The organism is Streptomyces sp. G-G2, from assembly GCF_030063135.1.
In the GTDB taxonomy this organism is placed as follows: domain Bacteria; phylum Actinomycetota; class Actinomycetes; order Streptomycetales; family Streptomycetaceae; genus Streptomyces.
On sequence record NZ_JASISO010000014.1, the window covers coordinates 39316 to 58117 of the forward strand.

13 protein-coding genes are annotated in these 18802 nt (G+C 73.1%); 6 read left to right on the forward strand and 7 right to left on the reverse strand.

What is annotated here, in order from left to right; genetic code table 11:
- Positions 1 to 44 precede the first annotated feature (44 nt).
- From QMF80_RS13830 to QMF80_RS13845, 4 genes are all read right to left on the reverse strand, one after another.
- Positions 45 to 938, reverse strand: a complete 894-nt coding sequence (locus tag QMF80_RS13830; protein WP_283452963.1) for an amino acid ABC transporter permease — start codon at positions 936 to 938, stop codon at positions 45 to 47.
- Positions 935 to 1609 (reverse strand): amino acid ABC transporter permease, encoded by a 675-nt coding sequence (locus QMF80_RS13835; RefSeq protein WP_283452965.1) that lies wholly within the window; start codon positions 1607 to 1609, stop codon positions 935 to 937. Before QMF80_RS13835 ends, QMF80_RS13830 begins: the two co-directional genes overlap by 4 nt.
- A gap of 83 nt (positions 1610 to 1692) precedes the next feature.
- Positions 1693 to 2550: a glutamate ABC transporter substrate-binding protein gene (locus QMF80_RS13840; protein ID WP_283452967.1), complete on the reverse strand. Its 858-nt coding sequence runs from the start codon at positions 2548 to 2550 to the stop codon at positions 1693 to 1695.
- Between the two features lie 83 nt (positions 2551 to 2633).
- Positions 2634 to 3419, reverse strand: a complete 786-nt coding sequence (locus tag QMF80_RS13845) for an amino acid ABC transporter ATP-binding protein (protein ID WP_283452969.1) — start codon at positions 3417 to 3419, stop codon at positions 2634 to 2636.
- A gap of 256 nt (positions 3420 to 3675) precedes the next feature.
- On the opposite strand from QMF80_RS13845, the gene QMF80_RS13850 reads away from it, so the two are divergent.
- Together QMF80_RS13850 and QMF80_RS13855 are read left to right on the forward strand one after the other, a co-directional pair.
- Positions 3676 to 4392 carry a response regulator transcription factor gene (locus tag QMF80_RS13850; RefSeq protein WP_283452971.1) on the forward strand — a complete coding sequence of 239 codons (717 nt, stop codon included), beginning with the start codon at positions 3676 to 3678 and terminating at the stop codon, positions 4390 to 4392.
- A gap of 12 nt (positions 4393 to 4404) precedes the next feature.
- Positions 4405 to 5817: a sensor histidine kinase gene (locus tag QMF80_RS13855; protein ID WP_283452972.1), complete on the forward strand. Its 1413-nt coding sequence runs from the start codon at positions 4405 to 4407 to the stop codon at positions 5815 to 5817.
- A gap of 29 nt (positions 5818 to 5846) precedes the next feature.
- Here the strand turns inward: QMF80_RS13855 and QMF80_RS13860 are convergent, their stop codons facing one another.
- Together QMF80_RS13860 and QMF80_RS13865 are read right to left on the reverse strand one after the other, a co-directional pair.
- Complete coding sequence (locus QMF80_RS13860) at positions 5847 to 8009, reverse strand: endo-beta-N-acetylglucosaminidase (protein ID WP_283452974.1); 2163 nt, start codon at positions 8007 to 8009, stop codon at positions 5847 to 5849.
- 26 nt (positions 8010 to 8035) lie between these two features.
- Positions 8036 to 9313, reverse strand: coding sequence for a glycoside hydrolase 5 family protein (locus tag QMF80_RS13865; RefSeq protein WP_283452976.1), 1278 nt, complete (start codon positions 9311 to 9313; stop codon positions 8036 to 8038).
- 274 nt (positions 9314 to 9587) lie between these two features.
- Here QMF80_RS13865 and QMF80_RS13870 point away from each other — a divergent pair, with 274 nt between their 5' ends.
- The 3 genes from QMF80_RS13870 (at position 9588) to QMF80_RS13880 (ending at position 16116) form a co-directional block, all read left to right on the forward strand.
- A complete protein-coding gene (locus QMF80_RS13870) occupies positions 9588 to 14033 on the forward strand; it encodes a glycoside hydrolase family 38 N-terminal domain-containing protein (protein ID WP_283452978.1) in 4446 nt (1481 codons plus the stop codon).
- 11 nt (positions 14034 to 14044) lie between these two features.
- On the forward strand, positions 14045 to 15082 hold the full coding sequence (locus tag QMF80_RS13875; protein ID WP_283452980.1) for a LacI family DNA-binding transcriptional regulator: 1038 nt from the start codon (positions 14045 to 14047) through the stop codon (positions 15080 to 15082).
- 92 nt (positions 15083 to 15174) lie between these two features.
- Positions 15175 to 16116: an ROK family protein gene (locus tag QMF80_RS13880; RefSeq protein ID WP_283453097.1), complete on the forward strand. Its 942-nt coding sequence runs from the start codon at positions 15175 to 15177 to the stop codon at positions 16114 to 16116.
- A 42-nt stretch (positions 16117 to 16158) separates the two neighbouring features.
- On the opposite strand, the gene QMF80_RS13885 is transcribed toward QMF80_RS13880, so the two are convergent.
- On the reverse strand, positions 16159 to 17154 hold the full coding sequence (locus tag QMF80_RS13885) for a TAXI family TRAP transporter solute-binding subunit (protein ID WP_283452982.1): 996 nt from the start codon (positions 17152 to 17154) through the stop codon (positions 16159 to 16161).
- 99 nt (positions 17155 to 17253) lie between these two features.
- On the opposite strand from QMF80_RS13885, the gene miaB reads away from it, so the two are divergent.
- Positions 17254 to 18747, forward strand: coding sequence for a tRNA (N6-isopentenyl adenosine(37)-C2)-methylthiotransferase MiaB (gene miaB / locus QMF80_RS13890; RefSeq protein WP_283453099.1), 1494 nt, complete (start codon positions 17254 to 17256; stop codon positions 18745 to 18747).
- Positions 18748 to 18802: the final 55 nt, after the last annotated feature.

The window sequence follows — 18802 nt, forward strand, 5'->3', positions numbered from 1 at the left end:
CCACAGGGATCACGCCATCATACTGACCGGGTGTCAGGGGGATGTCAGACCGCGCCGCCGCCCGCGCCGCCGCCGACGCCCGCGTCCGCGACCTTGGTGAGGTCGACCGTCGCTCCGGTGCTCTTCTTCGACTTGCGCAGGCGTGCCTCCAGCTGGGAGGCGGCCGTGGTGAGCGCGAAGTTCATGGCGATGTAGAGCAGGGCGACCACGACGAGGGTCGCGATGGTGTTGCTGTAGTTGGCCGAGATCTGCCGGTTCATCGACAGCAGTTCGGGCAGGGCCAGCAGGGTGCCGCCGAGCGCGGTGTCCTTGAGGATCACCACGAGCTGGCTGACCAGGGCCGGGAGCATCGCCGTCACGGCCTGCGGAACCAGGACGTAGACCATGGTCTGGCCCTTGCGCATGCCGATCGCCTTGGCCGCGTCGGTCTGGCCGGAAGGCAGCGACAGCACACCGGCCCGGACGATCTCCGCGATGACCGCGGCGTTGTACAGGACCAGTCCGGTCACCACCGCGTAGAGCGGCCGCGCTTCGGAGCTGACGTCGCTGAACCGCACGTACAGGGCGGAGCCGAACAGCATCAGCATCAGCACCGGGATGGCGCGGAAGAACTCGACGACCGCGCCGACCGGGACCCGGACCCAGGCGTGGTCGGAGAGCCGCCCGATGCCGAGCAGCGCCCCCAGCGGCAGGGCGATGACCATGGCGATCACGCCGGCCTTGAGGGTCTCCAGCAGACCCGGAATCAGCCAGGTCGACCAGATGTCCCCCTCGGTGACGAAAGGGGTCCACTTGTCGGCGTCGAGCTGGTGCTTGTCCGCCATGGTGGCGAGAACCCACCACAGGGCGAGCCCGACCACCACGACGAAGACCGCGGAGTAGATCCAGTTGCGCGCCTTGGCCTTGGGGCCCGGCGCGTCGTACAGCACGGAGGTCATCGCTTCACCGCCACTCGCTTGGCCACCCAGCCCAGCAGCAGACCCGTGGGCAGGGTCAGCAGGCAGAAGCCGAGGGCGAAGATCCCGAAGACCGCGAAGAGCGCCTGCGCCTCGTTCTCGATCATTTCCTTCATCAGCAGGGCCGCTTCGGCCACGCCGATGGCCGCCGCCACCGTGGTGTTCTTGGTGAGGGCGATCAGCACGTTGGCGAGCGGTGCCACGACCGCCCGGAAGGCCTGGGGGAGCACGATCACGGTGAGCACCTGGTAGAAGCTCAGCCCCAGGGCGCGGGCCGCCTCGGCCTGGCCGACGGGCACGGTGTTGATGCCCGAGCGCAGCGCCTCGCAGACGAAGGTGCCGGTGTAGGCGGTCAGCGCGAGGACGGCCAGCCGGAAGCCGATGTCCTTGAAGGTGCCGCCGCCGAGCGTGATGCCGAGGGTCTGGTTCAGGCCCAGGGAGCAGCCGATGATGAGCACGGTCAGCGGGGTGTTGCGCACCACGTTGACGTAGGTGGTGCCGAAGCCCCGCATGAGGGGGACGGGACTGACCCGCATACCGGCCAGGACGGTGCCCCAGACCAGGGATCCGACCGCCGAGTAGAGGGTGAGCTGAACCGTCACCCAGAAGGCTCCGAGCAGGTCGTACTGACCGGAATCAAGAAAATCGAACACGATGCCCTGCGCTCTCCCCAGGATGGCCGGTGAGGTGCGGCGCCGCCCGCGGCAGGCGGGCGGCGACGCGCCTCACCGAGGAATCAGCTGCCTTCGGTGATCTGCGGGGCAGGCTCGTTCTTGTAGTTGGCGGGGCCGAAGTTCTTCTTCACGGCCGCCTCCCAGGCGCCGTCCGCTTCCATCTTCTTGATGGCGGCGTTGATCTTGGTCTGAAGGTCCTTGTCGCCCTTCTTCAGACCGATGCCGTAGTTCTCGTTGCTCAGGCTCAGCCCGACCAGCTTGAACTTGCCCTTGTTCTTGTCCTGCGCGGCGTAACCGGCGAGGATCGAGTTGTCCGTGGTCAGGGCGTCGACGGCCTTGTTCTCCAGGCCGGTCAGGCACTCGGAGTAACCCGGGAACTCCTGGAGGTCGGCCTTGGGGGCCAGCTTCGTCTTGACGTTCTGCGCCGAGGTGGAGCCGGTGACCGAGCACAGCTTCTTGCTGTTGAGGTCCTCGGGCTTCGTGATGGAGCTGTCGTCGGCGCGGACCAGCAGGTCCTGGTGCGCGAGGAAGTACGGGCCGGCGAAGTCGACCTTCTCCTTGCGCTTGTCGTTGATCGAGTAGCTCGCGACGATGAACTTGACGTCACCGTTGGAGATCAGGTTCTCTCGCTCGGCGCTGATGGCCTGCTTGAACTGGATCTGGTCCGGCGCGTAGCCCAGTTCCTTGGCCACGTAGGTGGCCACGTCGACGTCGAAACCGGCGTACTTGCCGTCGGGGGTCTTCAGACCCACGCCCGGCTGGTCGAACTTGATGCCGATGACGATCTTGTCCTTCTTGGCGGCGCCCGAGCTGCCCGCGTCGCTCCCGGTGTCGGCCTTCTTGTCGCTGCCGCAGGCGGTCGCGGTGAACGCCAGGGCGACGGCAACGGCCACGGCCGCGCCGGCCTTGAGAACCTTCATGTGAACTTCCCTCGGATGAGACGTTGTTGTTCGACGGGCGACGATGTTTGCCCCGTCGACCGGATCACTACCAGACGAAGTCGTCAGTGGTGCAGGATCTTCGACAGGAAGTCCTTGGCGCGGTCACTGCGGGGATTGCTGAAGAACTGGTCCGGCGCGGCCTCTTCGACGATCTTTCCGTCCGCCATGAAGACCACCCGGTTGGCCGCAGAACGGGCGAAGCCCATCTCGTGCGTGACGACGATCATCGTCATGCCCTCCCGGGCGAGCTGCTGCATGACTTCCAGCACCTCGTTGATCATCTCCGGGTCGAGCGCCGACGTCGGCTCGTCGAAGAGCATCACCTTGGGGTCCATGGCCAGGGCGCGAGCGATCGCCACGCGCTGCTGCTGGCCACCGGACAGCTGCGCCGGGTACTTGTCGGCCTGCGTGCCGACGCCCACCCGGTCCAGCAGGGCGCGCGCCTTCTCCTCGGCCGCGGGCCGGTCCGTCTTGCGGACCTTGAGCTGGCCCAGCATGACGTTCTCCAGCACCGTCTTGTGCGCGAAGAGGTTGAACGACTGGAACACCATGCCGACATCGGCGCGCAGCCGGGCCAGCTCCTTGCCCTCGGCGGGCAGCGGGAGGCCGTCGAGCGTGATGGTGCCCGAATCGATGGTCTCCAGCCGGTTGATCGTCCGGCACAGCGTGGACTTGCCCGACCCCGAGGGGCCGATCACCACGACGACCTCGCCGCGGGCAATGCTCAGATCGATGTCCTGAAGCACGTGCAGCGCGCCGAAGTGCTTGTTGACGTTGCTCAGTGCGACCAGGCTGTCCGCGGCGGGCACCGCGTCCTGCGTGCCTTCGGTCACTGATACTCCGCTCATCGGCCTTTGCTCCGTCCACCTCGGTTGGGAGGACAGTAGTGAGGTGATCAGCACACCGTCATCACATCTGAGGGAGAATTGAGGATAACGATCCGGCCTCGCCCCGCCACGCTGCGTGTACGGTCGCCTGGTGCTCGTACCGGCTGCGTAACGGACGGCATGCCGGACCGGAACCCCCTTGACGTGGGCCCCGGCATCGGCGTGGATGCATGGTGGCCATGTTTGCCCACATACCGGGATGAGGAAAGGGGGACGCATGAGACTGCTGCTCGTCGAGGACGACGACCACGTCGCCGCGGCCCTGTCCGCGATCCTCGCCCGACACGGCTTCAAAGTGACCCACGCCCGCAACGGCGAGGAGGCGCTCCAGGCCCTGCTGCCCGCGGGCGCCCTGCCCAGCGCCGTCCCCTACGGGGTGATCCTGCTCGACCTCGGCCTGCCCGACCAGGACGGCTACGAGGTCTGCGGCAAGATCCGCAAGCGGACCAGCACCCCCGTGATCATGGTGACCGCGCGGGCCGACGTGCGCTCCCGCATCCACGGCCTCAACATGGGCGCCGACGACTACGTCACCAAGCCCTACGACACCGGTGAGCTGCTCGCCCGGATCCACGCCGTGGCCCGGCGCACCGGAGTCTCCGACGACGGCGCCACGCCCCCGGGCGGCACCCCCGCCGTCGTCCGCTTCGGCCGCGTCAGCATCGAACTCCCCACCCGGCGGGTCTGCGTGGACGGGACGGACATCCCGCTCACCCGCAAGGAGTTCGACCTGCTCGCCCTCCTCGCGCAGCGCCCCGGCGTGGTCTTCCGGCGCGAACAGATCATCAGCGAGGTCTGGCGCACCAGCTGGGAAGGCACCGGACGCACCCTCGAAGTGCACGTCGCCTCGCTGCGCTCCAAGCTCGGGATGCCCGCGCTCATCGAAACCGTCCGCGGGGTGGGCTACCGGCTCGTCGCCCCGGCCGCCCCGTAGCGGGCCCCGGCCGTGCGCACCCGGCTGCTCCCCCTGCTCGTCGTCCTGATGGCGGGCACCCTGCTCGCCCTCGGGTTCCCGCTCGCGGTGAGCCTGGCCGCCGGACAGCAGCAGCGGGTGGTCGTCGACCGGATCGACGACAGCGCCCGCTTCGCCGCCCTCGCTCAGTTCGTCATCGACTCCGAGGGCTCGGGCGACAAGGGCGCCGACGAGCGCCGCGATACCCTCCAGCTCGAACTCGCCCGCTACCAGGAGCTGTACGGGATCCGCGTCGGCATCTTCTACCGCGACGACAACGCCATGGCCCGCGCTCCCGGCTGGTGGCAGCTCCCGGAGACCGGCGAGGGCAGGCGCGCCTTCGAGGAGGCCCTCGCGGGGCGGCGCAGCCACGACCCCGCCCAGGTCTGGCCCTGGCAGACCGGCGGCAAACTCCTCGTGGCCTCCCCGGTGGTCCTCGACGGTGACGTCGTCGCCGTCGTCGTCACCGAATCGCCCACCGACCAGATGCGCGCCGGCACCCTGCGCGGCTGGTTGCTCATCGCCGGGGGCCTGGCCGCCGCGATGCTGGTGGCCTTCGGAGCGGCCCTGCGGCTCACCAGCTGGGTGCTCAAGCCCGTACGGACCCTGGACGCGGCCGCCCACGGCATCGCCACCGGCCGGATGAACTCCCGGGTCGCGGCCAGTGGCGGCCCGCCGGAACTCCGGCGCCTGGCCCGTTCGTTCAACGAGATGGCCGACAACGTCGAAGAGGTACTGGAGCAGCAGCGGGCGTTCGTCGCGGACGCCTCCCACCAGCTGCGCAATCCGCTCGCCGCGCTGCTCCTGCGCATCGAACTCCTCGCCCTCGAACTCCCCGAGGGAAATGCGGAGATCGCCTCGGTGCGTACCGAGGGCAAGCGCCTGACCCAGGTCCTGGACGATCTGCTGGATCTGGCGCTGGCCGAGCACACCTCCGCCGAGATCAGCCTCACCGACATCGGTGAGCTGACCTCCGAGCGGGTCGCCTCCTGGCGCCCGCTCGCCGAGGAGAAGGGGGTCCGGCTCACCGAGAGCGGGCGCAGCGCCGTCACCGGCTGGGCCGATCCCATCGCGCTGTCCAGCGCCCTCGACGCCGTCATCGACAACGCCCTCAAGTTCACCCCGGAGGGTGAGGAGGTCCAGGTCTCCGTGACCGCCGAGGGGCGCTCGGTCGTCGTGGTCGTCGCCGACCGGGGACCGGGGCTCACCGAGGACGAACTGGCCCGCGTCGGCGACCGGTTCTGGCGCAGCGGCAGGCACCAGAACGTCAAGGGCTCCGGCCTGGGCCTGTCGATCTCCCGGGCCCTGCTGGCCGCGGGCGGCGGATCCCTCGCGTACGAGACGAACCCGCCGCACGGCCTGCGCGTGACGGTCACGGTGCCGCGCACCGGACCGCACGCCTCCTGAACCCGGTCTCCGGCTCTGGCCCCCGCCCGCTACCAGGTGTAGCTGACGCGGGCGGGCTCCGACGCCGTGTACAGCTCGCCCACCGCCCGGACCTCGACCGTGGTGCTCGCCTCCGTCCCGGACCGCTCCAGCCCGGGAACGTACAGGGCCGTACCGCAGGCGCCGCCGAGGAAGCGCCGCGTGCCGTCGGGCAGGACCCGGTACGCCTCGTAGTGCCGTACCGCGCCCGGCGCGCGCCGCCACGACAGCCGCAGCGACACCTTCGCCCCGTCCCGGGCCGCCGCGTCCACGGCCACCGGGCCCGGCGCGGACGGCGGCCGCTCCCCGTCGGCGACCGAGAGGGCGCCGAGCCGCCAGCGCACCGGCTCCCCGCCGGGGCCGGTCAGCCGGACCGCGAGGGCGTACGCCGTTTTGCCGGCCAGCGAGGCCAGCGCCACCCGGGAGGTCCGCCAGCCAGGTCCGGTGTCCCCGGCGGCGGCCTTGAACCAGGTGTACGGGACGGGCGCGCCCGCCTTCGCGGGCTCGCGCACCGCCACCCCGACCTCCACCTCCACCGGGCCGGACTCGGTGCGGTGCACCAGCTCCAGGACGGTCGCCCGGGTCAGCGGCAGCCGGGTCGCGTGCAGCCCGACGGCCGCCGGAGCGGTCAGCGCGCCCGCGACCAGCAGGCTGGAGCCGCCGCGCCAGGCGTCCGCGAAGTCCAGGGTCACGGCGGGCCGCACGCCGCCGCACTCCACGACCCAGCGCCGGCCCGGCAGCCGGTCCTGGAGGCCCAACTGGTTCCACGGGGCCGGGGAGGCGACCTCGCCGCCCTCGTACCAGCGCAGCCCGTGACCGGTGTTGAAGGTACTGGCGAAGGGCAGCGCGGTGACCGTGGACCGGTCCGCGACGACCGTGGCCGGAGCCCGCCACGCACTGCCAGCCGCCGGTCGGGCCGGATCCAGGGACTCCCCGGTCCAGAATCTGTCGTCGGCCGCGTGGAAGGCCCCGGGGGAGCGGTCGGTGAGGTGGTTGCGGGTCCACTCGGGCCGGTAGAAGCCGTAGCTGACGATGTGATCGCGCCCGCGCGGCACGATCGCGTCCCACCCGGGATCCGTGTTCCAGCCGCCCGACTCCACGTCCACGCCCGCCCACAGCTCGTAGCGCCCGCGCCCCAGCTTCGTGGCGAGGGTGCCCGAGGCGGCCAGCGACCGCGCGCTCCAGCGGAAGTCGATGAACATCGTGTCGGCGACCGTGCCCCGGCGGTCCTCGAAGAACTCCTGGTTCAGGCTGTTGAGGGCGCCCTGCCAGCCGACCCCGCCGGTCGTGTTCATCGCGTCGTACCAGGTGATCCGCAGCCCCTTCGGTTCCCCGGCCGCGCGCAGCGCGCGCAGGAACCCCCGCATCCGGGTGGCGAGCGCGCTGTCACCGCCGCCGGTCTCGGCGTTGACGAACCAGCCGTCGAACCCGTAGGCCGCCGCCACCTCCACCAGCTTCTCGGCGATCGGGTAGCGGCCGAGCGCGTCCTGCTGGACCAGATCGCGGGTCCACTGGAGGTCGCCGCCGTAGGCCACCGGAGGGAGGAACACGTTGCCCAGCACCCGCACCCCGTTGCGGTGCGCCGCGTCGACGACCGGCGCGTTGGGCGCGAGCACGATGCCCTCGCCGGAGGAGCCGCCCCAGAAGACCAGCTCGTCGAGGTACGCCCAGTGAGTGAGCGCGTAGTAGTCGGCGCTCGCGGAGCCCTGGGAGGGGTTCCCTGCCGTGGGCCCGAAGGAGACGAGCGAGGCGATCCGGGCCTGCCCGGCGCGGGCCGTCGTATTGGGCGCCACCGGGGTGAACCGCGCGGCGAGCGGCACGGTCGCGCGGTTGTGCGCGAGGTCGGGGTCGGTCTCGGCCCGCCACTGCTTCAGCGAGCGCCACACGATCCCGGCGCCGGGGGCGCCCGCCGGGAGGGAGTCCGGGAACCAGTACGAGGCGTACGGCGCCGGGTCGGCCGCGGTGGCCGCCCGGGCCGCGGGGGCCCCGGGCGCCGCTGTGGGGGAGGGGGCCGCCGCGGCGCGGCCGCCGCCGAGCAGCGCGCCCGCCCCGGCCCCGGCGCCCGCGGTCAGCAGCCCGCGCCGGGTGGGACGCGGGGCGCCGGCGCGAGCGTCCACGCCGTTGTCGGTCGCGGTCGCGGTCGCGGTCTCGGTCTCGGTCTCGGTCTCGGACATCAGGTCTCCGTATGTCGTGGGACGGGTCAGTGGACGTCGCCGACGCGGACCAGTTCGGTGATCCCGCGCGCGGCCAGATGGGCCGGGTCCCCGGCGTGGTCGGCCAGCACCACCGCCGGGCGTACGCCCTGGGCGGCCAGGGCGGCCCAGGCCTCGAAGAACGGGCCGCCGGGCGCGCACCGCGAGCGCCGGGGCGCGTCCTCGGCCCCGCCGACATCGGCAACCAGGGCGGTGGACCGTACCGGCGGGCGGTGGGCGCGGTCCTGCCATTCCTTGGCGATCCGGGCGACGGACTCGCCCGCCGGTTTGGCGGACCGGTCGTTGGCGATCAGGCCGAGGCCGTACTCCAGCTCCGGGAAGTCGGCCAGCTCACGGCCGACGTCGTGCGAGCACCACCAGGTCACGCCCCAGAGGTCCGCGCAGTCCAGGGCGTTGGCCAAGGTGGCCTCGGTGAAGGAGGCCGCGTGCTCGGGCGGGACCAGCGGGGCCGGCGCGCCGACCTCCTGGAGCCACACGGGGCGGTGCGGGTCCGTGGCCCAGGCCTTGGACATCTCGATCATGTAGGCGGCGTGGTGCTCGGTGGCCGCCCCGGTGCGGCCGTGGCGCTGGGCGGTGCCGTTGAACACCCAGGAGTGCACGGCGGTGGCCGCGCCGAGGCGCGCGGCCTGCGCCACGGTGAAGGGGTGCCCGTCCTGGTACCAGGCGGCGTCGTACTCGGCGTGGAGGTGGAACCTGCCCGGCGCCCCGCGCTCGCAGGCCGCCAGCATCCGCTCCAGCCAGCGGTCCGCCTGCTCCCGGGTGATCCGGTCCGGGTCGGGGTGCGGGCCGTCCGAGAACTGGTTGATCTCGTTGCCGACCGTCATCCCGAGGAAGTGCGGCCGGTCCGCGAGGGCGGCGGCGAGGGTGCGCAGGTACTCCTCCTGGCCCGCGACCACCTCGGGGTCGGTGAAGATGTTGCGCCGGTGCCAGGTCCGGGTCCACGCGGGCAGGAAGTCGAAGCTCGAGAGATGGCCCTGGAGGCCGTCCACGGCGACGTCGAGGCCGCGTTCGCCCGCCGCGTCGGCCAGCTCGACCAGCTGCTCGACCGCGCGCGGCCGGATCAGGGTCCGGTTCGGCTGGAAGAGCGGCCAGAGCGGGAAGACCCGGACGTGGTCCAGGCCGAGGGCGGCGATGGAGTCCAGGTCGGCTCTCACCTCGTCGAGGTCGAAGTCCAGCCAGTGGTGGAACCATCCGCGCGTCGGGGTGTAGTTCGCCCCGAACCGAAGGCCGCGCGGACGGGTGGCGGGGACGGCAGCGTGGTGCATGAGTGTCCTGGGGTCGGAGGAGGCGGGCGTCACGGGGACCGGGAATCGAGAATTCGCCGGGCCCCACGCTGCCGCCCCTTCCGGGGGAAAGTCAACAGGGCCTTAATCTCCGTACGTCCCGAACCGGAGGGATGAAAGTCCCGTCCCGAGCGGACTCCGGTACTTATGCGCTTCAGTCCTGTTGACAGACGGGCTCCGCGCACTCGAAGCTGAGCGCACTAATGCGCTTTAGTTTTGCCTGGTCAATGGCGCCACGCGAGGAAGTGTGCGGAAAATGGACAGCGGTATCTCGGTCGTGTCCGTCACCACCCCGGCCCTCTTCGCCGGCCCGCCGGACGACCCCCTCCAAGTGGTCCGGATCCGGATCCGCCGGACCCGGTCGGCCGGTCCGCTGTACGTCGCCGTGAGCGGCCCCGGCCTCCTCACCCCGCACCCGCGCATCCTGCGTGCCGACTCGCCCGAGCCCGGTGCCGCCGCCGAGCCCGGTGCCGACGACGACGCCGCCGCCGGTTCCGGCGACGCCGCGGACTCCGGCGCTTCCGTCGACCCCGTCGAGGTGGCCGTCCGTACGCCCGGGGCCGCGCCCGGCGACCGGCTGGCCGCCACCGTCACGGTCAGCACTCCCGGCGGGCACCCGCTGGCCGCGTACCCCTTCGAGCTGACCGTCGCCGAACCCGGCTGGACCGTCCGGCTCGTCCCGCACTTCCACTACGACCCCATGTGGTGGAACACCCAGGCCGCCTACACCGCCCTGTGGGACGCCCCCCGCCCGCCCGGCGCCCCCGAACCCGGCTGGGAGTACACGGGCGTACCCGCCTTCACCCTGATCCCGCTCCACCTCCAGCAGGCCCGCGAGGACCCCGCGTACGCCTTCGTGCTCTCCGAGGTCGACTACCTCAAGCCCTGGTGGGACAGCCACCCCGGGGAGCGGGCCGAACTCCTCGCGCTGATCGCCGCGGGCCGGGTCGAAATCGTCGGCGGCACCTACAACGAGCCCAGCACCAACCTCACCTCCGCCGAAGCCACCATCCGCAGCGCCGTCCACGGGCTGGCCCTGCACCGCGGGACCCTGGGGGCCGACCCCCGTACCGCCTGGCACCTCGACGTCTTCGGCCACGACCCGTCCTTCCCGGCCCTGATGGCGGGAGCGGGCCTGGACTCGGCCGTCCTCGCCCGCGGTCCCCACCACCAGTGGGGGCCGATGATGGACACCTGGGGCGAGGCGCTGCGCGCGCCGGACGCGATGCAACTGCCCGCCGAGTACGAGTGGATCGCGCCCAGCGGTGAAGGGCTGCTCCTGCACTACCTGCCCGCGCACTACTCGGCGGGCTGGTTCTCCGAGCGGGCCCCCGACGCCGAGAGCGCCGCCGAGCAGCTGCTGGCGCTGTACGAGCTGCTGCGCCGGGGCGCGGCGACACGCAACGTCCTCATTCCGATGGGCACCGACTTCTCCTGGCCGCACCGCTGGGGCCTGGAGGTCCAGCACACCTGGAACCGCCGCTACTGCTGGCCGCGCATGGAACACTCCGGCCCGCGCGCACACTTCGCCGCCGTGCGCGCCGAACTGGCCGCGCGAGGGGAGCGACCACTTCCCGTGACCCGGGAGATGGGACCCGTCTACACCGGCAAGGACGTCTCCTACGCCGATGTGAAACAGGCTCACCGGGCTGCCGAGAACCTCGTCGAGGAGGCCGAGACCTTCGCCGCGCTGGCCTGCGCCGAAGGCCTCACCGACTACCCGCGCCGGACCCTCGACAAGGCCTGGCGTCACATCCTCCACGCCGCCCATCACGACGCCGTCACCGGCACGTTCTCCGACCAGGTGTACCTGGACCTGCTGCCCGCCTGGCGCGAGGCGCAGGACCTGGCCGAAGGAGTACGGGCGGACGCGCTGCGGGCCCTGACGGCGGCGGCCGACACCCGCGTGCCCGACCAGGACCGCGTGCCCGACCGCGACCGGGGGGCTTCCCCGGCCGTTCCGGCGCCCGCCCGGCTCGCCGTCACCGTGCACAACCCGCTGTCCTGGGCCCGGACCGACCTCGTCCGCACCACCGTGGACCTGGCGGCGCTGGGCCTCGACGAACCGGGCGCGGCCCCGGGCGCCCGCGGCGGCGATCCGCGCCGGATCGTGCTGTACGACGCCGAGGGGCGCGGCTCCGCCGTGCACCTCGAAGCCGTCGCCGACACAACGGCCGAGGTGGTCTTCCTGGCCGAGGACGTGCCCCCGCTCGGCCACCGCACCTGGTGGCTGGCGGCCTCGCAGCTCGCCGTCTCCGGCGGCTGGGCCCGCGGCCCGGGGTTCGTCATCGAGAACGAGGCGTTCCGCGCCGAGGCCGACCCGGAGCGCGGCGGCGGCCTGGCCCGGCTCCGCGACCGGCGCACCGGCCGCGAACTCCTCACCCCCGGCGAGGTCGACGAGCTCGTCGTGCAGGACGAGTACGACCACCACCCCTACTTCGGAGAAGGCCCCTGGCACCTGCTTCCCAAGGGCCCCGGCACGGGTTCGGGCGCCGCGCCCGCCACCGAGTGCCACATCGAGCGCGGGCCGCTGGGCGCGCGGATCGTGGCCCGGGGCCGCACCGGACCCGTCCGCTGGACCCGGACCACCACCCTGTGGGACGGCCTCGACCGGATCGAACTCACCACCCGCGTGGACGAGTTCGACGGCTCCGACCAGCTGCTGCGGCTGCGCGTCCCCGCCGACGTGCCCGGCGCGCTCCCCGTCGCTGAGACCGCCGCCTCGGCCGTCGGACGCGGCTTCGCCTTCCCCGGGGCGGACGCCGGAGCCGACCACACCCGGGCGCCCTGGACCCTCGACAGCCCCTGCCTGAACTGGTTCGCCCTGTCCTCGACCCTGCGCGCCGTACTGACCGGGCCCGACGGGGCTCCGGCCGGGCAGCGCGCGCTGGGCGCGGCCGAGATCGTACTGCTGGACGCGGGCGCCCCCGACGGGCTGCGCGAGCTGGTCACCGCCCTCGGGCGGCGCGGGGTCACGGCCACTCCGACCCGGCCCGGGGGTCCGCGCTGGGGGGACCTGGCGTCCGACAGCAGCCTCCCCGACGTCCGGATCGCCCTCGGCGGGCCCGGCCGCAACGCCTTCACGGCGCGGGTCCTGGCCGCCTGCGACCCTCTGTACGCCGAAGCCGTGGCCCACCACCCGCTGGTGTGGATCCCGGCCCGGGCCGCGCTGCGCGAGGCGTGGCAGCCCGGCTGCGACCTGACGGGCCCGCGGGACCTGCCCGTCCTGGTGGTCACCGACGGCGCGGCCGGGCTCGCCGGGGCCCTCGAAGGAACCGGCCGGATCGAGGCCCGCCACCCGCTGCCCGCCGAAGGCGCCGCCGAGCACCACGCCTTCGAGGACCGCACGGTCGCCCTGCTCACCCGGGGCACGCCCGGCTTCGCCGTCGACACGTCCGGCCGCCTGCACGGCTCCCTCATGCGCTCCTGCACCGGCCGCCCCAGCGGAGCCTGGATGGACCCGCCCCGGCGCACCGCCCCCGACGGCAGCTCCTTCCAGCTCCAGCACTGGACCCACGTCTTCGAGCACGCGCTGATCGCGGCCGACGGGGACTGGCGCGCGGCCGATCTGGTGCGCAGGGGACGCGAGTTCAACAAGCCGCTCACCGCCGTCACCACCGCCCCCGGCCCGGGCCCCCGTCCCAGCGCCCGGTCCCTGCTCCGCGTGGAGCCCGCCGACCGGGTCCTCGTCGAGACCGTGAAGCGGGCCTCCGGCACGGACGGCCTGGCCGTGCGGCTGCGCGAGACCCACGGCCGCCCGGCCCGCGCCCGGCTCCTCCGGCCCGCCGGACCGGCCCCCGCAGCCGACCCCGAAGCGGGTCTAGCCCCCGTATCCGCTCAGGAAGCCGACCTGCTCGACCGGCCCCTCGGCCCCTTCGGCGGGCGGATCGGCGCCGCCGCGACCACCACCGCCTTGCTCGCGGCCCCGTCCGGGATGCCCGAGCGCACCGGGGAACGAGAGCCCCACCAGCCGGTGTTCAGCCGGTACTGGCTCCACAACACCGGCACCGCCCCGCTCGGTGACGCCCCGTACACCGTCACCGTCGACGGCCCCCCGCGCGCGGCCCGGGTCACCGTCGCCGCCCACGGCGCGGGCGGCGACGTCCGGCTGGAGGTCCACGCGCCCCACGGCTGGCGGACCTCCTGGGCGGTCCACGACACCGTGCTGGCCCGAGCGGGGCACGAACGGCTGCCGCTGACCGTGACCCCCGGCCCGGCGGCCGAGCCCGGGGAACACCTGGTCCGGGTCCTCGCCCGCACCCCCGCGGGGGACTTCGAGGACGCGCTCACGGTGACCGTGCCCGAACCGGGATCCGGGGGAGCGGTTCCGGCCGGGCTCTGGGTGGACGCGCCCGGCCCCGAGGTACGCGTCACGGCGGGCGGGCTGGGCGTCGTACGGGCCGTCATCGGCAGTACTGGAATCCGCTCGACGCTGACCGGACTGGCCCACCTGGTGTCCCCGCACGGCACCCGGCAGCTGATCGGGCCCGCCGTGCTGCCCCTGCGCGTGCCCGACGGGGCTCCGGCCGAGCTGGAGTTCGAGGTCCACCCGCCGCTCGGCACCGCCCCGGGGACGTACTGGGCCGTGGTCAAGGCGGTGTGCCAGGGCAGGATCGCGTACGGTCCGGCCATTGCCCTGCGCGTGGCCGGTTCACCCCGCGTCCCGCCCGTACCGCCCGCGCCGCACGTACCCGAAGGATGATGAGGCAGGCCATGGCCCGCAGACCCACCATCAAGGACATCGCCCGCCAGGCCGGGGTGTCCGAAAGCGCCGTGTCCTTCGCGCTCAACGACCGTCCCGGCGTCTCGCAGGACACCCGCGCCCGGATCCGGGGCGTCGCCGAGGAACTGGGCTGGCAGCCCAACATCGCCGCCCGCGCCCTGTCCGGCGAGCGCTCCGGCGCCGTCGGCCTGGTCCTCGCCCGCCCCGCCCACACCCTCGGCGTCGAATCCTTCTTCCTCCAGCTGGTCGCCGGAATACAGGAGGTCCTCGCCGTCCAGCGGACCGCCCTGCTCTTCCAGGTGGTTGAGGACCTCGACGCCGAATGCGCCCTCTACCGCCGCTGGTGGGCCGAACGGCGCGTGGACGGGGTGCTCGTCGTCGACCCCCGTACGGACGACCCGCGCCCCCGGCTCCTCGAAGGGCTCGGCCTGCCCGCCGTCACGGTCGGCGAGGCGGGCGGCCCGGACCCCGCCGTGCTCTCCTCGGTCCGCGCCGACGACACCGGCGCCATGGCCCAGATCCTCGACTACCTGCACGCCCTCGGCCACCGCAGGATCACCCACATCGCCGGGCTGCCCGGGCTCGAACACACCGCGCGCCGGATCGCCTCGCTGCGCGCCGAGGCCGACCGGCGCGGGCTGGGCGGGACCGAGGTCCTCTCGATCACCACCGACTACTCCGACGCGCAGGGCGCCGAGGCCACCCGGCGGGTACTGGGCGGCCCGCTCCCGCCGACCGCCCTGGTCTACGACAACGACGTGATGGCGGTCGCCGGTCTCGCCGTCGCCGCCGAGGCGGGCATCGCGGTGCCCGGCCGCCTCTCGGTGGTCGCCTGGGACGACTCGGCGCTGTGCAGGGTCACCCACCCCCGGCTCACCGCCCTAGTCCGGGACACCGCCGCCTTCGGCAGGCTCGCCGCCGACGAACTCCTCGCGGTCCTGGCGGGCGGCCCGCCCCGGGCGAGGGAAGGCGAACAGCCCAGGCTGGAGCCCCGCGAGAGTACGGCCCCGCCGACGCGCGCATACTGACGTACGAACCCCAGGAGCCTCCCGTGACCACTCCCACCTCAGCCTTTCCGGCCCCCCGGCTCGGCGCGGGACCGGCCGCCGCCGGACCCACCGTGGCCATCGACATCGGCGGTACGAAGATCGCCGGTGCGCTGGTGCACGCCGACGGGACCATGACCGCCACTACCCGGCGGCCGACCCCGCACGGGTCCGGGGCCGACGGTGAAGCGGTGATGGCGGCGGTCGCCGAGGTCGTCGCCGACCTCGCGGCCTCCCCGCAGTGGTCCTCGGCGGTGCGCTGCGGGATCGGCAGCGCGGGCCCGGTGGACACCTCGCGCGGCACGGTCAGCCCGGTGAACATCGGGGGCTGGCGGGAGTTCCCGGTCCTGGACCGGGTGACCCGGGAACTGGAGCGGCACGGGACGCGGCTGCCGACCGTCCTCGCGGGCGACGGGGTCGCGATGACCGCCGCCGAACACTGGCTGGGCGCGGCCCGCGGGCACGCGAACGCCCTGTGCATGGTGGTGTCCACCGGCGTCGGCGGCGGCCTGATCCTGAACAACCAGCTGCACCCCGGCCCCACCGGCAACGCCGGTCACATCGGCCACATCAGCGTCGCCTTCGACGGCGAACCCTGCGTCTGCGGCGGACGCGGCTGCGTGGAATCCCTCGCCTCCGGCACCGCCATCGCCCGCCGCGCCCTGGAACAGGGCTGGACCCCGGGCGCCGACGGCGACCGCACCGCGGCGGGCGTGGCCGCGGCCGCCGAAGCCGGGGACCCCGCCGCCCTGGCCGCCTTCGACCGCGCGGGCCGCGCCCTGGCCGCGGCCATCGCGGCCACCGCGACCCTGGTCGAGACGGACATCGCGGTCATCGGCGGCGGCGTCGCGGCGGCCGGAGACACCCTCTTCGGCCCGATCCGGGCCCACCTCGCCTCGTACGCCACCCTGTCCTTCGTCCGGGACCTCCAGGTGGTCCCGGCCGCCCTCGGCACCCACGCGGGCCTGATCGGCGCGGCCGCCTCGGCGGCCATGCTGCTCCCGGCCCGGGCGTGACGCGCGCGGCGGAGCGGACGAACAGGATCCGCACGAGAGGGGCTAGGGCTTGACCGAGCGGTAGTACCGGCGCGCGCCCTCGTGCAGGACCAGCGGCTCCGTGTAGATCGCGGTCCGCAGGTCCACCAGCTGCGCGGCGTGCACCTCGTGCCCGATCCGGTCCCGGCTGAGGATCACGGTCCGGGTGAACCGCTCCGTCAGCTCCACCCCGGTGCGGTCGGTGGTGACCAGCAGGTTCGGCACGGCCAGGGTCGCCACCGCCGAGGTGTTGCGGGCCCGCGCGTAGGCGTCCTGCGGCATGACCGCGGCCCGGTAGTAGTGCGTGGGACTGCCCCCGCTCTGCAGCTCCGGCACCAGGTCGCCGAGCGGCACCAGCCGGATCTCAAAGCGCTCCGACAGCTCCCGCACGGCATTGGTCGGCAGCCCGCCGGACCAGAAGAACGCGTCGATCCGCCCGGCCTCCAGCTCCGCGGGCATCGTGTCGATCCCGATGGGCACGGCCGTGATGTCCTTCTCCGGATCCAGCTTGGCCGCCGCCAGCATCCGCTCCGAGATCAGCCGGACCCCCGAACCGGGCTGGCCGACCGCGACCCGCTTGCCCCGCAGGTCCTTGGTCGACTGCACCTTCGACACCGCCGGGACCACCAACTGCACGTAGTCGTCGTACAGCCGGGCGACCCCGCGCAGGTGCTCCGCGCCCGGCTTCCCGTCCCGCTTGTACTTGGCCACCGCGTCCGCCGTCGCCACGGTGAAGTCCGCCTCGCCGTTCGCGACCCGCTGGAGGTTCTGCTGCGAGCCCTCGCTGGTCACCAGGCGTACGTCGACCCCCGGGACGTCGGTCGCGAGCGCCTGCTGGAGCAGCTCGCCGTACCGCTGGTAGACCCCGGTGCGCACGCCCGTACTGAAGACCATCGTGCCGCGCAGTTCCGGCGTGCCGAACGGGCGCAGCCACCACAGCAGCAGCCCGAGCACGGCCAGCGCGGCCACCAGACCCCGCAGGACGCGGCGCCTGCTGACCGGGTCGGGTGCGAGGGGCATGGCCGCGATCCTGCCAGCCGACCGGCGTCCTGTCACGGCGCGCCGAGCGCCTACCCTTGTCACATGAGCAGCGTGGAGCCGGGTGGAGCAGTGGACGTCATGGAGAACAAGGGCACGTACGAGGTCCGTACGTACGGATGCCAGATGAACGTGCACGACTCCGAGCGGCTCTCGGGCCTGTTGGAGGGCGCCGGGTACGTCCGCGCGCCCGAGGGCTCCGACGGCGACGCCGACGTCGTCGTGTTCAACACCTGCGCTGTCCGCGAGAACGCGGACAACAAGCTGTACGGCAACCTCGGCCGACTCGCGCCCATGAAGACCAAGCGCCCCGGCATGCAGATCGCCGTCGGCGGCTGCCTCGCGCAGAAGGACCGCGACACGATCGTCAAGCGGGCCCCCTGGGTGGACGTGGTCTTCGGCACGCACAACATCGGCAAGCTGCCGGTGCTGCTGGAGCGCGCCCGGATCCAGGAGGAGGCGCAGGTCGAGATCGCCGAGTCGCTGGAGGCGTTCCCGTCCACGCTGCCGACCCGCCGCGAGTCCGCGTACGCCGCCTGGGTGTCGATCTCCGTCGGCTGCAACAACACCTGCACCTTCTGCATCGTGCCCGCGCTGCGCGGCAAGGAGGAGGACCGCCGTCCGGGCGACATCCTCGCCGAGATCGAGGCCCTGGTCGCCGAGGGCGTCTCCGAGATCACCCTGCTCGGCCAGAACGTCAACGCGTACGGCTCCGGCATGGGCGACCGCGAGGCGTTCTCGAAGCTGCTGCGCGCCTGCGGGCAGATCGAGGGCCTGGAGCGGGTCCGCTTCACCTCGCCGCACCCGCGCGACTTCACGGACGACGTGATCGCCGCGATGGCCGAGACCCCGAACGTGATGCCGCAGCTGCACATGCCGATGCAGTCCGGTTCGGACTCCATCCTCAAGGCGATGCGCCGCTCGTACCGGCAGGACCGGTTCCTCGGGATCATCGAGAAGGTCCGCGCGGCCATTCCGCACGCGGCGATCTCCACCGACATCATCGTGGGCTTCCCCGGCGAGACCGAGGAGGACTTCCAGCAGACGATGCACGCCGTGCGCGAGGCGCGCTTCGCGAACGCCTTCACCTTCCAGTACTCCAAGCGGCCCGGTACCCCGGCGGCCGACATGGAGGGGCAGATTCCCAAGGAGGTCGTCCAGGAGCGGTACATGCGCCTGGTCGCCCTGCAGGAGGAGATCTCCTGGGACGAGAACAAGAAGCAGGTCGGCCGCACCCTGGAGGTCATGGTCGCGGAGGGCGAGGGCCGCAAGGACGGCGCCACGCACCGGCTGTCCGGGCGTGCCGCCGACAACCGCCTCGTGCACTTCACCCAGCCGGACGCGGAGGTCCGTCCGGGTGACGTGGTGACGGTGGACATCACCTACGCCGCCCCGCACCACCTGCTGGCCGAGGGCCCGACGCTGTCGGTACGCCGCACCCGCGCGGGCGACGCGTGGGAGAAGCGGAACGCCGCCCCGCCGCAGCCCGCGGGCGTCATGCTGGGAATCCCCACCCTGGGCCTCCCCACCCCCCTCCCCGTCATCACGTCCCCCTGCGCCACCCCCACGGCCTGACCCACGGACCAAACGCAGCCCCGTCCGGTCAAACCAACCCCGGTCGGACTACCCC